Raw genomic sequence first — 15,368 nt, 5'->3', positions numbered from 1 at the left:
ACCGGAGGCATAAAACATGACAATTTTAGAAACGGCAGTTATAGAACTGAAAAATTACATCAACGGTAAATGGCAGTCTGCATCTTCAAATGAAGTAATCAAGGTAATTAATCCTGCAACACAGGAAGTCATTGCAAGGGCTCCGCGTGCCACAAAGGAAGATACAGAAAATGCAATCTCAGTTGCGAAAGCAGCTTTCGAAAGTGGAATCTGGTCAGGCTTAACAGCACAGGAGCGTGCTTCCTACCTATATAAAATTGCGGATAAAATTGATGAACGTGCGGAAGAGTTAACGATTCTTGAAACAATGGACAACGGGAAACTTAAAGCAGAGGCGGGTTTCGATATTGCTGATGCCGCGGCGTGTTTCCGTTACTACGCTGGCTTAATCCTTCATCCAGAAGGTGAAACTTACCAAGTTCCCGCTCCCGTGCAGGCGATGGTTGTTCGTGAGCCAGTAGGTGTAGCCGGTTTAATTGTACCTTGGAATTTCCCTCTTTTAATGAGTGTCTGGAAAATCGCACCGGCACTTGCGGCAGGTAACACCATTGTTTATAAACCGGCTGAATTGACACCTGTAACAGCAATGAAATTATTTGAAATCCTAGAGGAAGTAGGCATCCCTAAAGGTGTGGCTAATATGGTGATGGGCCGCGGCACTGTTGTCGGTCAAACAATTGCAGAAAGCAAGGACGTTGACATTGTTTCATTTACGGGAAGTACGGATGTTGGCCGCTCTATCATGAAAGCGGCCGCGGGCAACTTAAAGAAAATTTCCCTTGAGCTTGGCGGTAAATCACCTAACATCGTTTTTGCAGATGCAGATTTAGAAACAGCCGTCGATTACGGATTATTTGGCATCTTCTTCGGTGCCGGCCAAGTATGTTCATCAGGTAGCCGCATTCTAGTTGAAGAAAGTATTTATGATGAATATGTCAAACAGTATGTGGAACGCGCAAACAAAATCAAAGTAGGGCCTGGCCTTGCAGAAGACAGCAACATGGGGGCAATTGTCAGTAAAGCGCAGATGAATAGCATTTTGAACTATATTGAAATTGGCAAACAGGAAGGTGCGACACTAGCAGCAGGCGGTTACCGTCTTGTTGATGAAGGCCTTGACAAAGGATACTTCATTCCACCGACTGTCTTCACCGATGTAACACCTGACATGCGCATCGTACAAGAGGAAATCTTCGGTCCAGTCGTTGTCATCCAAAAGTTTAAAGATGAAGAAGAAGCTATTAAACTTGCAAATGATACTGACTACGGCCTTGCAGGCGGCGTCTTCACTAACGATGGCGCAAAAGGATTGCGTGTGATCAAGAAAGTACGGGCAGGCATCACTTGGGTAAATGATTATCATCCAACATATGTCGAGGCGCCATGGGGCGGTTACAAACAGAGCGGAATCGGACGCAGTTTAGGAAAATACGGCTTGGATGAATACCAGGAAATTAAACAAATCAACATTAATCTCGATGTAAAACCGGTCGGCTGGTTCCCAAATTAATCATATATCAGAGAGGAAGCAACCTGCTTTCTTTAATTAAACAAAAAAACCTAATCCAAATACGGATTAGGTTTTTTCATACTGCCGAGAAACTTTTATAGCCCTAAAAAGGAATGTAAAGATGTTGTTTCTTAAGCTAATAATTACTGAGAAAATGGATTTGAGCATATAAAACACCATTGGTATGTTGAACTACCCACCACTTATCGGCTTACGGTCTGAGTGAAGTAGGTGATGCCTAAGAACATTAGACGGGGGGGCCATAGCTATCATACCGAGTAAAGTTATGACGATTAAATGAAAAACCCGCCTAAGACATTTTTAAGGGGAAGGGAGGCTTTTATCTAACTTATTATATACTATGTTTCCTTACCAATTCGATGTGAAGGAGGGAAGGTCATGTTGCCAAGGATGACATCGAAGTCAGCTCCGGTAGCCTTGGGAACGTTACTTGTATTACCATGGAAAGTCTCATTTGCAAGTAAAGCGAAGGCCACCGCTTCTTTCGCTTCAGAAGAGTATCCCAACTCTTCTTGAGTCAGGACTTGTATATAATTTCCAAGAAGTGATTGAATCATATTTAATAACGTTTTGTTGTAGCTGCCACCGCCGCCAATAATCACTTCTTCAATATTGGTCTTTGGAAAGATGAATTTTCGATAGTTCTCCACAATGGACTTTGCTGTAAACATCGTTACAGTTGCTAAAATATCTTGACTAGGAAGTGATTCAAACATCTTTAATAGTTTTACTACATATTGCTTGCCAAACAATTCCCTGCCAGTTGATTTTGGCGGAGGGGTCATAATATAAGGATGACTGATACAATAAGATAAAAGTTCGTCATTAATTTTTCCTTGTTTAGCTATGTCACCAGCTTCATCATAGTTTATATTGAACAATTGGCGGCATACTTCATCAATGATCATATTCCCAGGCCCTGTATCAAAAGCATACATGTCATTAAGCGAAGCTTGCTTCGGTAAGACGGTTACATTTCCAATGCCCCCTATGTTTTGAAGTAATCTTCCCTTCCCTTCACTTCTATATAGAATGTATTCGGTAAAAGGAACAAGAGGGGCTCCTTGTCCACCAGCAGCCATGTCCATCGTACGAAAATCGGATATGACAAGAGTGTTTGTATCGTGAGCAATTACTGCAGCTTCCCCAATTTGCAAAGTGGAGGGTATATAATTTTGTTCTTTTAAAGGCTGGTGGTAAATCGTTTGGCCATGGGATCCTATAAGATCCAGTTTATCAATTGGAAATCTAGCTTTATGACAAACTTCCTTCACCGCATTGGCAAATAATTTTCCTAATTTAAAATTCAAACTGCATATTAACTGCACATTGGATGTGTCCGCAGATAAAGACTGCATAATTTCTTTTTCAATATCTTTTGGAAAAGGGCATGTCATGAACTCAATCACTTCCAGTTCAGTCTCGAGTCCACTATTATCCACCCGAACAAGTGCGGCATCAATTCCATCCAATGATGTTCCGGACATTAATCCAACTATGTACATCATCATTCCACCTACTTCGATTCTTTTATAATCCTGATTTAGCATGAACAGTATATGATACTAAGATAAGACCATTTCTAACATATTGTTTAATATATATCTTACGTCCATTGTTCACTGGACATGCGCCACTTGAACCGTAAAGCTATTTATTGAAGATTATTTTACGTTTATATTAATCTGTTTAGTTTGTTTACTTTCATTGTGGGTTCGGTCTAAGGCAGTCACAACATATGTGTAAGTCTTTCCTTTTTCTACACTGGGGTCATTAAACAATTGACGTTTATTTTCTTTATGCACTGTGGCAAGTAAGTTCGTTGAGTCATCTATATTTCCTTTTTTCTTCCCATCAAAACGATAAATGGCATAATAGGATGCATCTGATTGCTTGTGATCGTGAATTTCAAATTGTATTCCATCTCCAGCTTGTGTTGCCTTGCTCACCTTTGGAGCCTTTGGGGCATGATCATCAATCCAAGGCATTGCAGGAACCAATGCGGGATGCTTATAAATATCCTCGCTTAAGCGATTCTTTATCCCAAGGGGGTTTTTCCGTAAATCTTTGGCACTGAAATGCATGCTTCCATCAAATTCCTTATATGTTCGATTCAGTTTTAACTGGTTTGGCATTTCTTCAGGATTGAACCAGTTTTGGACACCATTGGACTCTGTATTAATTTTATAGTCTCCTTGTCCAATATAGAGTTGAACATTTTTACCCTCGACTTCTTTTGTCCACCAATCAAGAAGTTTGGCGTAGTCAGCTACTGGCAATCCTATATTCCAATATAATTGAGGGGCAATGTAATCAATGTATTCATTATTGATCCACGTTCTGGTATCCGCATATAAATCATCGTAATTCGTTTGTCCAGCGGCAGTGTCAGATCCTGTGGGATCAACTGCTTTGTTGCGCCAAACTCCAAATGGACTTATACCAAACTTCACATATGATTTTTCTGCCTTGATTTCTTCATTTATACTCTTAACAAGGTTATTTACATTATCCCTTCGCCAATCCTCCACATTTGTAAATCTATCTGCTCCATATTTTTGATAGGAAATTTCATCTGGGAAAGGTACTCCTGCAATCTTGTAAGGATAGAAATAATCGTCCATATGGACTGCATCAATATCATAATTTTTAACAACTTCCATTATTCCATCGATCACAAACCGTTGTACGCCAGGAATGCCTGGGTCAAAGTACAACTGTTGTCCATATGGTATGACCCAATTCGGGTGCTTTCTAGCAGGATGAGATTCTGGAAGATTATCAATATCCGATAATTCAGCTGTCTTACCTAAAGGCATAGTAATGCGATATGGATTAAACCAGGCATGAAATTCCATATTACGATCATGTGCTGCCTCTACCATGAATGCAAGAGGGTCATACCCAGGGTCTTTTCCTTGGACTCCTGTTAAATATTTTGACCAAAGACCGTATTCAGAAGGGTAAAAAGCATCTGCAGTTGGTTTAATTTGCATAACGATAGCATTCATCCCCATTGCTTTTTGTTCATCCAAATATTTTATGAATTCTTCTTTCTGTGCTGATATGGATAAACCTGGTTTGGACGGCCAGTCAATATTTAATACAGTTGCAATCCAAGTTGCGCGCAGTTCCTGTTTTACATAAGTAGTTTGCTGAGGGATAGTCCCCGTTTCTGCATGTGCAATCAAATCGGATGGAAGGAGAAGTGATCCTCCCACCAAAGCGGCTAGCGCCAGTGAACCAAATCTTGTCTTTGTAATTCTTTCATTCATCAATAGTACAACCTCATTTCATTACTAATATTTATATTTAATTATTTGTAAGCGTTAACAAATAATGAATATATGAATTTGTCACCTATCTGAATAGAATTAATGTCTAATCAATAAAAGGATCATAGGTTTGGTTCATGAAAATAGCGGTTTACATTTTTAGTAGAAAGTTAAAATTATTTTATGTATCTTACGTTTATTCTAAAATTAATTTTTAAAAATGTATACAAAATATTGAAATTAATTTTTAATAATGATATATTCTCTATAGCTAAAAAAGTTTCACCACTTTCACCACTGAAATAAAAAAGGATGATATGTATGCTAGAGCATTTAACGACAGAGCGCCGTAATGAAAAGACCATGAGTTTGGATGAAATGGGAACACTTGAATTTTTAGAGGTAATGAACGAAGAAGACATTAAAGTTGCCCATTGTGTGAAAAAAGAACTTCCGCAAATTTCTAAAGCCGTGGAGATGATCGTCGAAGCCATGAATAAAAACGGCAGATTAATTTACATGGGTGCAGGAACAAGCGGGCGCATCGGTTTATTGGATGCAGTAGAATGTCCACCGACATTCAATACCGATCCGAGTGAAGTAGTGGGTATTATAGCTGGTGGGGAAAAGGCTTTCATTAAGGCAGTTGAAGGTGCTGAAGACAGTTTTGAATTAGGTCCTGAAGATTTGAAGAAAATCGAATTAACAAACAGGGACGTCGTAGTGGGCATTGCGGCTAGTGGACGCACTCCATATGTTATTGCTGGCTTGGAATATGCTAATCAAGTTGGTGCAGGAACTGTGTCGATAAGCTGTAACAAAGGTTCTGAGATAGGTAAGATTGCAAAAGTTGCGATTGAAGTTGTAAACGGGCCTGAAGTCCTGACGGGTTCTACACGTTTAAAAGCTGGAACATCGCAAAAGTTAGTATGCAATATGCTTTCCACCGCCTCAATGGTTGGAGTGGGTAAAGTTTATGGCAATTTAATGGTAGATTTACAGTTAACTAATGAAAAGCTAGTTGAACGCGCAAAACGCATTATCATGGATGCTACTGACTGTAGCTATGAAATTGCAGATGAATTTTTAGAAAAGGCACATGCCCAGCCCAAAATTGCAATTGTCATGATTTTAACGAATGTATCGTATGAAGAAGCCTCAAATCGTTTAGTGAAGGCACAAGGATTCATAAGAAAAACGATTTAATGCCTTTAATAAAAAGGCTCTTTTCGTAAAGATTGTTGTTTTTAAAACGAAACTATATAAGGTTGATTGGAGCGGAAGTGCGAGACTCCTGCGGGAGCAGCGGGACAGGTGAGACCCCACAGGCGTTTACGCCGAGGAGGCTCACCGCCCGCCCCGCGGAAAGCGAGCATCTGGAGGGGAAATCAACCACAACTCACTACCTGGTAAATAGCAACAAAGTATGTGAAAAAAGCCAATAAAAAAAATAAAAAAAATTGGAGGAACAAAGAATGAAGGTTTTATTCGTATGTTCAGGTGGAATGTCTAGTGCAATCGTTGTAAGCGCTTTAAAAAAGGAGGGGGAAAAACAGGGTGTAACTATAGAAGTATTGGCAGTCGGCACTCAAGAATTTGATGCAGAAGTACGAAATGGCTGGGATGTTGCAATGGTAGCTCCGCAAGTCAAACATCGTTTCGATGGCTTTAAGGCATCTGCAGATGAAGCGGGCGTCCCATGTGAAGCCATACCAGCTCAAGCTTACAGCCCTCTTGGCGGACCTAAGCTACTAAAACTGGTAACGGAACTAGCAAAATAATAAACTAATTACTATTTCTTTTCACTAAACGTAAAAGGGGAAAACACGAATGGACAAGTTTGTAGCTTTTTTAGAAAATAATCTTTCAACACCTATGGCTAAATTGTCTGAGCAAAAACATTTACGTGCAATTCGGGATGGTGTGGTTTCTGCGTTACCATTCATCATTTTTGGCAGTTTATTCTTGATCATTGCATTTCCGCCCGTTGCAGCAGATACTGCATTAGGTGAATGGTCTGCAAAACATATAGCAGAAATTTTAATACCATATCGATTAACGATGTTTATCATGACGTTATATATTACTTTTGGTATAGGCTACAGTTTATCTCAAAGCTATAAACTTGATCCGCTATCTGGAGGTTTACTATCATTGGCAGCCTTCTTGTTCACAATTGGTGTAAAGATGATGGATGATGTAGGGTTTGTTTTGCCAATGACAAATCTCGGGGGCCATGGTCTTTTTGTAGGAATGCTTGTATCCATTTTTGCAGTCGAAATTTTACGTCTTTGTAAGACAAAAAATATCACAATTAAAATGCCGGATTCTGTTCCAACTTCAGTAGCCCGTTCATTTGAAGCATTAATACCAGTTACAATCGTATTGCTTGTTATGACTTTAATTACAGTCGTTTTTGCTGTTGATTTACATTCACTCGTTGATAAAGCGGTTGCACCACTCATCAGTGCAGGCGACACATTGCCAGGTGTATTAATTCCAGTATTTTTGATTACATTCTTCTGGTCATTTGGTATTCATGGCGTTTCAGTGGTAGGTGCCGTAGCTCGTCCGGTATGGGAAGTGTACTTGGGGAATAACTCGGCGGCAGTTGCAGCTGGAAAGGCAATTCCCCACATCGCTCCTGAAACTTTCTTCCAATGGTTTATTTGGATTGGCGGGTCTGGTGCAACTTTGGGTTTAGTAATAGCCATGCTCTTAACGGCAAAGTCTACCTATAGTAAAGCAATGGGGAAAGCAACAATTGTTCCAAGCATTTTTAACATCAATGAACCTGTTATCTTTGGGATGCCAATTGTACTAAACCCGGTACTGATTATTCCATTTATCATTACACCGCTAATTGGTGCGACACTTGCATATATTGCAACATCCATCGGACTTGTGAACCCGACATATGTAATGGTTCCCTGGACATTGCCCGCTCCAATAGGCGCCTACCTTTCAACTGGTGGTGATTGGAGAGCCATCGTTCTCGTGATGGTGAATTTAACCATTTCCGTTATTGTTTATCTGCCATTCTTTAAGATGTACGATAAAAAGCTTTTAGCGCAGGAAAACATGGTAGAAACAACAGATAGTAAAAAAATTGCTTTATAAGGAATGCCTAAAAGGGAGTTTGGAACTAAATGCTCCAAACTCCTTTTATGAATTGAGGGGGGGAAAGGACATGAATTCAACTTCCAGAATCCACTTTTTTAGTTACAAAAGTGCCTTTCTATTTTTTAGCTTCATTCTTGTTTTTAATTTTATTTTTAACAGATTAATGGATGCCTTTGAGATAAATAAACAATTCTCACTATACTTGGGAAATACTTTTGCCATAAGCGCAGGATTGACGATGGTTGTTTGTTTTGTTGAAGGTAAGTTTAAAAACAAGAAACAAGCATCACTATTATTCTTGTCTTTATTAGCGGTAAGCGCACTAGTTTGTTATGCAATCATCTATAAATGAATGAAAAATTAGATTAGCTTACGATGAGGTGTTAGGGGAATGGAAATGAAAAACGGGTTGAAGATTGCCACAATCGGCGGAGGCTCCAGTTATACACCAGAATTAATAGAAGGATTTATTAAACGATATGATGAGTTGCCTATTAGGGAACTATGGTTAGTGGATATTGAGGCAGGAAAAGAAAAACTGGAGATTGTAGGAACCTTGGCAAAACGTATGGTTGAAAAAGCAGGACTTCCAATGGAAATACATCTAACGTTAGACCGCCGTCAGGCCTTGCAAAATGCTGATTTTGTCACAACGCAAATGAGGGTGGGTTTACTTGATGCACGAATCAAGGATGAGAGGATCCCGTTGGAATTAGGCTTAATTGGTCAGGAAACAAATGGTGCAGGAGGATTGTCCAAGGCATTACGAACTATCCCCATTCTTCTGGAAATTGCAGAAGAAATGCAGGAGCTCTGCCCTGATGCATGGTTAATTAATTTTACAAACCCAGCGGGGATGGTAACGGAAGCCCTTCTCCGCTACAGCAAGCATAAAAAAGTCATTGGTGTATGCAATGTTCCATTTAATATGCATATGTCTATTTCTAACATGCTTGGTGTTGATATGAAAAGAGTGCACATAGATTTCGCAGGGTTAAACCATATGGTATTCGGGATGCATGTGTTCGTTGATGATCAAGAAGTAACAGATAAAGTGCTTGAAATGCTGGGCAATCCTGAAATTCAGCTGACGATGAAGAATATTGCCCCATTAGCTTGGAACAGAAGGTTTTTGAAATCTTTAGGTGTTGTGCCTTGCCCGTACCATCGTTATTATTACAAAACTAAAACGATTTTAGAAGAAGAGTTGGAAGCATTCAAATCTGGGGAAACTCGAGCAGAAGTTGTGAAAGAATTAGAAGTAGGTTTGTTTGACCTATATAAGGATGAAACCCTTGACATCAAGCCTCCACAACTAGAGCAGCGCGGTGGAGCTTACTATAGTGATGCAGCGTGCAATGTCATTTCTTCTATTTATAATGATAAAAAAGATATTCAAGTGCTAAATGTACAAAACAAAGGATCGCTTACTGATATTGATTATGATTCAGCTGTCGAAGTAAGCTGCATTGTCACCAAAAATGGACCAATTCCTTTGGCTATGGGTAAATTACCCGTACAAGTGCATGGCTTGATCCAACAAATCAAATCATTTGAAAGAATTGGTGCAGAGGCAGCCGTTACAGGTTCTTATGATAAAGCATTATTAGCTTTAACGATTAACCCGCTTATTCCAAGTGATGACCTGGCGGAAATCGTTTTACAAAAATTGTTAAAAGTGCATCGAGAATACTTACCGCGATTCTTCAGTGAAAGTGCAGTATCGACATCAAGTTTCGTTGGATTACAGCAATCCAATGAAACTTCATAATCTAACATAAAATTGGAGTGTAGTGATATGTCAACTGAATTGAACAATAATGAAATGGAAATTTTTGAAATAATATCACATAGTGGAAATGCAAGAGGATTAGCATTCGAAGCACTAAAAGAAGCGGAAGAATTTAATTTTGAAAAGGCAGAGGATCTAATTAAACAGGGCCAGGAAGAATTGAACTTGGCCCATAAGACACAAACCAAGCTCATTCAAGCAGAATTGAATGGAGTTCCAAGTGAGAAAACTTTATTAATGATTCATGCACAGGATCACTTGATGACGGCAATGAGTGAACAAAAACTAATTGAACATATGATTCGCATTGTAAAAAAGCTAGCCCCACAACAGTAAAGAGGTGATTAAATAATGGGTAAACTCGGTATATCTATCTATCCAGAGCATTCAACCGTTGAAAAAGATATGGAATACATTGCACTTGCACACAAATATGGATTCAAAAAGATCTTTACTTGCTTGCTTTCTGTCGAAGGTGACAAAGAAAAGATTTTAAAAGAATTTAAAGAAACGATTCGTTTTGCCAATCAATTGAATATGGAAGTGATGGTCGATATTGCTCCCCGAGTATTCGGTTCACTAGGCATTTCTTATGATGACTTATCGTTTTTTGCAGAATTAGGTGCGTATGGAATCAGGCTGGACATAGGTTTTACAGGTAACGAAGAGTCGATTATGACACATAATCCATATGATCTAAAAATTGAAATAAACATGAGCAATGCAACAAAATATTTAGAAAATATTATCGATTACAAACCAAATAAAGAGAATTTAGTTGGATCGCATAACTTCTATCCTCATCGCTATGCAGGATTGGGCTATCCTCATTTTATAAAATGCTGTGAGTCATTCAAAAAGCATAATATCCGCACGGCAGCTTTCATAAGCTCCCATGCAGCAACGTACGGACCTTGGCCTATAATGGAAGGATTATGTACATTAGAAATGCACCGGGAATTACCCATTACAACTCAAGCGAAACACTTGTATGCGACAGGGTTGATTGATGATGTAATTATTGCGAATGCCTACGCATCTGAAGATGAATTGAAACAGCTTAGCCAGTTAAACAGAGGTCTATTAACATTTAATGTTAACCTTCACAAAACCATAACAGCTTTAGAGAAAAAAATAGTATTGGAAGAATTCCATTTTTACCGTGGAGATGTTTCCGATTATCTTATTCGCTCGACTCAATCACGCGTGAAATATAAGAGCGAGGAATTTAAACCAACATATACGCCTGATATTAGACGCGGTGATATTTTAATTGAAAATGAGCTCTATGGACAATATAAAGGGGAATTGCAGATTGCATTGAAGGAAATGAAGAATTCGGGAAAAACAAATGTAGTGGGCCGAATAGCAGAAGAGGAAATTCTTCTCCTCGATCATTTGGAACCATGGGGGAAATTCCAATTCAATATTAAATGATCAGGGAAGGAACGGTGATATTCCTTCCTTTTTTACTGAATAGGAGAATGATATGAATTATATTATCGGTGTTGACGGCGGGGGCACTAAAACTGAAGCAGCGGCTTATGATTTAGATGGTAATAAAATAAGTGAAGGCAAAGCTGGGTTTGGAAACCTGCTTATAAATGAAAAACAAGCCATCGCTAACATTATACAAGCAATTGAACAAAGCATAGCTCCTATTGATAATGGTAGCTGCCATTACATTTGCTTAGGATTAGCCGGGTATGGAGGAGTTGTGAATCCGCAGGGCATAAAAAGTGCATTAAGAAAGGCATTTAATGCCCCGTTCACGATTGTAAATGATGGAATTATCGCTCATGCTGCTTTACTAAAAGGAAATGATGGCATTTTGACCATATCCGGAACTGGATCTGTAAGTATCGGCATCCATAAAGGTATCGAGAAATCGGCTGGTGGCTGGGGACACATTCTTGGGGATGAAGGAAGTGGCTATTGGATCGCCATGCAGGCTTTTATAAAAATGACGAAAGAAGAGGATGAGGGAGATGAATATAGCCTTTTAACCGAGACAATACTTAAAAAACTTGGGATTCATAGTGTTATGGAACTGAAGAAATTCATTTATTCTGCCACGAAATCCGAGATTGCCGCGTTTGTTCCCCTAATTGTCCAACATGCGGAGGAGGGCGATGGTTCCTCGCAAAATATTCTGAATCAGGCTGGGTACCACCTTTCAAAACAAACGCTTAAGGTTATCAAGAAGTTAAAGTTAAGTGAGAATGTTACAATTGCAATAAAAGGTAGCATATTGACAAATATACCATTGGTGCAAAGCTCTTTCATCAATCATATTAAACTTGAAAACCCAAATGTGAAATTTGTTGTAGAAGACGTATCTGCTACCTTGGGTTGTTACTACATAGCAATGAAGCATTTAAAGTAAGTAAAGATCAAGGAGAGTAAATCATATGCCCGTCGAAAATATTATATTGAGAATTGAAAGTTTATTGAACCAGTTGCCCAAATCAGAAAGGAAAATTGCACAATATATCTTAGAAAATCCACAGGAAATTATAAGAATGACGATACATGAATTAGCTGACCATGCCAATGCCAGCAGTTCGGCCGTAACGAGATTTTGTCATTCTATAAAAGTTAACAGTTTTTCGGAACTGAAGGTATCCCTATCATCCCTAATTTCCCAACCGGAGAAAAAAGGTTTCCATGACATTGAGCCTAATGAAACAATAGCGTCCATTAAAAATAAAATAGTCTCCAACTCTGTACAAGCTATACAAGAAACGGCACATTATTTGGATGAGGCCGTTCTTGACAATATCATTGAAACCATGAGGGGTGCAGATGTAATTTATGTCTATGGTTTAGGAGCTTCATGGCTCGTTGCTGAAGATATTACACAGAAATGGCTACGGTTAGGAAAGATTGTAAGTGCCAATCAAGACCCGCATATTACGGCCACTGCGCTTGCTGCATCATCAAAGAACACCGTTTTTTTCTGTATATCCAATAGTGGCGAAACTGAAGAAATTCTGGAACTCGTTGATATTGCTAAAGCATATGGAATTAAAACAATTGGTTTATCGCGGTTGGGGAACAATGGACTAACTAAAAAAGTTGATATGTCCCTAAATCATGTACGTGCACCGGAGGCTAAGTTCCGAAGTGCTGCAACAAGTTCGCTTTTTGCACAATTTCTAACGGTCAGCATTATTTTCTATGCGTATGTTTCAAAATTTTATAATGAAAATAAAAATGAAATTGAACGTTCAAGGGAATCTGTATTGAAATTCACCAAAAGAAATTTGTATACTTGAAGGAAGAGGATTTAAAAATGAAGGAGGAGGGCATTCGCCTGGATTGTGAATGCGCAGATATATGCGGTAGAATCAAACATAGGATGTACGCTTTTTCAAGGAGTAAAGAAACGTTCCAGGATTTGGCCTAATTAAAACAGAGAAAAAGCCCTCCAAAAAGGTTTTGAAGGGCTTTTTGGCTGGCCAAAAATTAAAAACATGTTTTTCCATTAATCGGCTTTTTTGATTACTCATGGTGTTTAGCATAAGAAGATTATTAGTAGGCGATACCTACACGTGATTTTATATAATCGCTACTTTTTATTAGACTAAATGTAAACTCTGCTGTATCCGGCACGGATATTTCTACGCCGTCCTCCGGCAAAAAATCACCTTCTACACGATATTTACCTACACTTTCCCCATCCGGCAAATACGTAGGACAGACAATAGTCCATTCGAGTGGTGACTGTTTGAGCATATCGTAAACTTTATGATGTTCTACCGCTGCACGGGTAGACTTACGCTTTGATTCACTTGACTGATAACGCAATGAATTTGGGGTGGTTCTGCTTTGCAGGATACCTGCAGTTCCTATAGTGATAATTCGTTGTATTCCTTCTTCTTCCATTGCTTCGATAATTAGTGGCATACTTTCTGATAGAGTGGTTGTCCCATCAGTATTCAGCGCACTAATAACTACATCAATCCCATGCATTGCATGTGAGATATCACCTTTATTTAAAACATTACCTTGGATAATAGTTAAATTTTCACAATTTATTTGAAGCTTCTCTGGATTTCGAACTAATACAGTAACATGGTGTCTATCATGAAGGGCATAAGTAACTATTTGACCTCCAACTCGTCCAGATGCACCCAAAATTAAAATATTCATGAGAATGAACCTCCTTTTTACAAATATTACACTACACTTTAAAAGTTATTATATCGTCTTTTTCAACTAATGAAAGCCTTAGTGCAATAAGTCATCATATGGATAATCAAACTTTTTTATAAAGAAAAATTTAATACACCGAGTGATCGGTTTTTTTTTTATTTCATTAAAAAAAAAGGGGATATTAGTTGAACGATAAAAATACATCAAAATGCGAAAGGAGTATGTTCTTTGGGGTTAACTTCGATTTTAATTGGACTTTTTGGAGCTATATTAGTTATTATCTTCGTTTTTCCGTTACTAATGGTTAGAAAATATGGGAAAGGTTCACCTCCGTATAAGTGGTCTTATTGTATATTTGGTCTATTAATTATCAATTGGATATTATACATTACAGGTTTATATACATTGCTTCCTGTTAATGTTGCAGACTTAATTTTTATCCCAATATGGTTTATTGTTTGTGCTTTAGGTGCCTTATTTACAATATTTGAGTTTAAGAACAACAAAGCCTTTGCCGTTCCGCTTGCTGGTTTTACTTTTATTAGCTTTGTTTTCGCTTTATTCTTAAACGGTATATCACAGATGTAAACAAAAGGGCGCGATTCTGGAAATAAGAATCGCTTTTCTTAACGAACTAACTTTATTATAAAAAATTGATATTTAATCAATAGAAACCCGTTATTTTGAATCCTTTTTCAAAATAACGGGTTTTTATTTGCTGTTTTTTTAAGGGGTAAAGGAGGATCTTTAATCAAACTTTATTTTAAATCAACACCTGATTTGCTAAGACAATTTTCGAAACTTAAAAGCCGGATTGCGTTTAACCGATGATCAAACGCAAACACGCCTAAAAAACCAAGCGATTCGAGAAGAGAAGAAAGGCATTGTCATGAAGGAGAAAAGTAAGCACTTGATGGGTATGAATGTCTACATAACGAATACATCACCAGAAGAAGTTCCCACTGACTATGTTCATTCCCTCTATTCCCTGCGTTGGCAAATCGAAATTTTGTTTAAACATGGAAGTCATTCTTTGAAATCGATGAATGCAAACCAATCAAAAAAGAACGCCTTGAGTGCCATTTATATGGCCAACTCATTGGCATTCTCCTCTGTTCTTCTACCATGTTTCAAAGGCGACAGTTACTTCTTGAAAAGAAAAAGAAGGAATTGAGTGAATATAAAGCTATTTATATCATCAAAGACTATTTTTTACTGCTGTTTCAAGCGATACAAACAAGCACACAAGAGCCATCAAAGATTCTACTTCGCCTGTTTGTCCTCCTACAGAAAAATGGGCGAAAATCCCACCGTTATGAGAAAAAGACAGTCTTTGATATATTGGGTGTTGTCTATCAGTATACCGTGTGTCACAAGAGTGCAGCATAGCGCAAAAAAATGACCTATCGGAGGCTTATTTTGTATGTCTTTAGTTAATTGCATGAACGATTATCTTGTAGAAATAGATCTACTTTAAGTACTCATTGGC

15 protein-coding genes and 1 pseudogene are annotated in these 15,368 nt (G+C 38.3%); 13 read left to right on the top strand and 3 right to left on the bottom strand.

All coding sequences use genetic code 11. From position 1 onward, the window contains the following. Nucleotides 1-16 precede the first annotated feature (16 nt). Entirely contained in the window at nucleotides 17-1,510 is a 1,494-nt protein-coding gene (locus ACFX4L_RS14240; RefSeq protein ID WP_377382061.1) for an aldehyde dehydrogenase family protein, read from the top strand. A gap of 359 nt (nucleotides 1,511-1,869) precedes the next feature. Here the strand turns inward: ACFX4L_RS14240 and anmK are convergent, their stop codons facing one another. Together anmK and ACFX4L_RS14230 are read right to left on the bottom strand one after the other, a co-directional pair. Beyond that, on the bottom strand, nucleotides 1,870-3,036 hold the full coding sequence (gene anmK / locus ACFX4L_RS14235) for an anhydro-N-acetylmuramic acid kinase AnmK (protein WP_289337404.1): 1,167 nt from the start codon (nucleotides 3,034-3,036) through the stop codon (nucleotides 1,870-1,872). Nucleotides 3,037-3,195: 159 nt separating this feature from the next. Next, complete coding sequence (locus ACFX4L_RS14230) at nucleotides 3,196-4,806, bottom strand: glycoside hydrolase family 10-like protein (RefSeq protein WP_377382058.1); 1,611 nt, start codon at nucleotides 4,804-4,806, stop codon at nucleotides 3,196-3,198. Between the two features lie 321 nt (nucleotides 4,807-5,127). Between ACFX4L_RS14230 and murQ the strand changes: the two genes are divergently transcribed. The 10 genes from murQ to ACFX4L_RS25405 all read left to right on the top strand — a co-directional run bounded on the left by murQ (nucleotide 5,128) and on the right by ACFX4L_RS25405 (nucleotide 13,130). Next, complete coding sequence (gene murQ / locus ACFX4L_RS14225; protein ID WP_284470393.1) at nucleotides 5,128-6,012, top strand: N-acetylmuramic acid 6-phosphate etherase; 885 nt, start codon at nucleotides 5,128-5,130, stop codon at nucleotides 6,010-6,012. A 269-nt stretch (nucleotides 6,013-6,281) separates the two neighbouring features. Then, entirely contained in the window at nucleotides 6,282-6,587 is a 306-nt protein-coding gene (locus ACFX4L_RS14220; RefSeq protein WP_061463755.1) for a PTS sugar transporter subunit IIB, read from the top strand. Nucleotides 6,588-6,636: 49 nt separating this feature from the next. Continuing rightward, nucleotides 6,637-7,926 (top strand): PTS sugar transporter subunit IIC, encoded by a 1,290-nt coding sequence (locus ACFX4L_RS14215; RefSeq protein WP_377382054.1) that lies wholly within the window; start codon nucleotides 6,637-6,639, stop codon nucleotides 7,924-7,926. Between the two features lie 70 nt (nucleotides 7,927-7,996). Then, nucleotides 7,997-8,281, top strand: coding sequence for a hypothetical protein (locus ACFX4L_RS14210; RefSeq protein ID WP_289320175.1), 285 nt, complete (start codon nucleotides 7,997-7,999; stop codon nucleotides 8,279-8,281). Between the two features lie 39 nt (nucleotides 8,282-8,320). Continuing rightward, nucleotides 8,321-9,700 (top strand): 6-phospho-beta-glucosidase, encoded by a 1,380-nt coding sequence (locus ACFX4L_RS14205; RefSeq protein ID WP_284470395.1) that lies wholly within the window; start codon nucleotides 8,321-8,323, stop codon nucleotides 9,698-9,700. A 27-nt stretch (nucleotides 9,701-9,727) separates the two neighbouring features. Then, entirely contained in the window at nucleotides 9,728-10,057 is a 330-nt protein-coding gene (locus ACFX4L_RS14200) for a PTS lactose/cellobiose transporter subunit IIA (RefSeq protein ID WP_089363461.1), read from the top strand. Between the two features lie 15 nt (nucleotides 10,058-10,072). Then, a complete protein-coding gene (locus ACFX4L_RS14195; protein WP_377382048.1) occupies nucleotides 10,073-11,158 on the top strand; it encodes a DUF871 domain-containing protein in 1,086 nt (361 codons plus the stop codon). Between the two features lie 52 nt (nucleotides 11,159-11,210). Further along, nucleotides 11,211-12,107, top strand: coding sequence for an N-acetylglucosamine kinase (locus ACFX4L_RS14190; protein ID WP_377382045.1), 897 nt, complete (start codon nucleotides 11,211-11,213; stop codon nucleotides 12,105-12,107). A gap of 25 nt (nucleotides 12,108-12,132) precedes the next feature. After that, the gene (locus tag ACFX4L_RS14185) at nucleotides 12,133-12,999 is read left to right on the top strand and encodes a MurR/RpiR family transcriptional regulator (protein ID WP_377405496.1); all 867 of its coding nucleotides are present in this window, start codon (nucleotides 12,133-12,135) and stop codon (nucleotides 12,997-12,999) included. 17 nt (nucleotides 13,000-13,016) lie between these two features. After that, nucleotides 13,017-13,130, top strand: a complete 114-nt coding sequence (locus ACFX4L_RS25405) for a hypothetical protein (RefSeq protein ID WP_483878235.1) — start codon at nucleotides 13,017-13,019, stop codon at nucleotides 13,128-13,130. Between the two features lie 125 nt (nucleotides 13,131-13,255). Here ACFX4L_RS25405 and ACFX4L_RS14180 read toward each other — a convergent pair whose 3' ends face one another. Then, nucleotides 13,256-13,876, bottom strand: coding sequence for an NAD(P)-dependent oxidoreductase (locus tag ACFX4L_RS14180; protein WP_377405494.1), 621 nt, complete (start codon nucleotides 13,874-13,876; stop codon nucleotides 13,256-13,258). 231 nt (nucleotides 13,877-14,107) lie between these two features. On the opposite strand from ACFX4L_RS14180, the gene ACFX4L_RS14175 reads away from it, so the two are divergent. Together ACFX4L_RS14175 and ACFX4L_RS14170 are read left to right on the top strand one after the other, a co-directional pair. Beyond that, nucleotides 14,108-14,467: a DUF1129 domain-containing protein gene (locus tag ACFX4L_RS14175; RefSeq protein WP_377382041.1), complete on the top strand. Its 360-nt coding sequence runs from the start codon at nucleotides 14,108-14,110 to the stop codon at nucleotides 14,465-14,467. A gap of 229 nt (nucleotides 14,468-14,696) precedes the next feature. After that, nucleotides 14,697-15,268, top strand: a pseudogene (locus ACFX4L_RS14170) (transposase); the annotation flags it as partial. Nucleotides 15,269-15,368 lie beyond the last annotated feature (100 nt).

Source organism: Peribacillus sp. YIM B13482 (genome assembly GCF_042787975.1).
GTDB classification, from domain to species: Bacteria; Bacillota; Bacilli; order Bacillales; family DSM-1321; genus Peribacillus; species Peribacillus simplex_A.
This window is presented reverse-complemented; position numbering and strand designations above follow the sequence as displayed.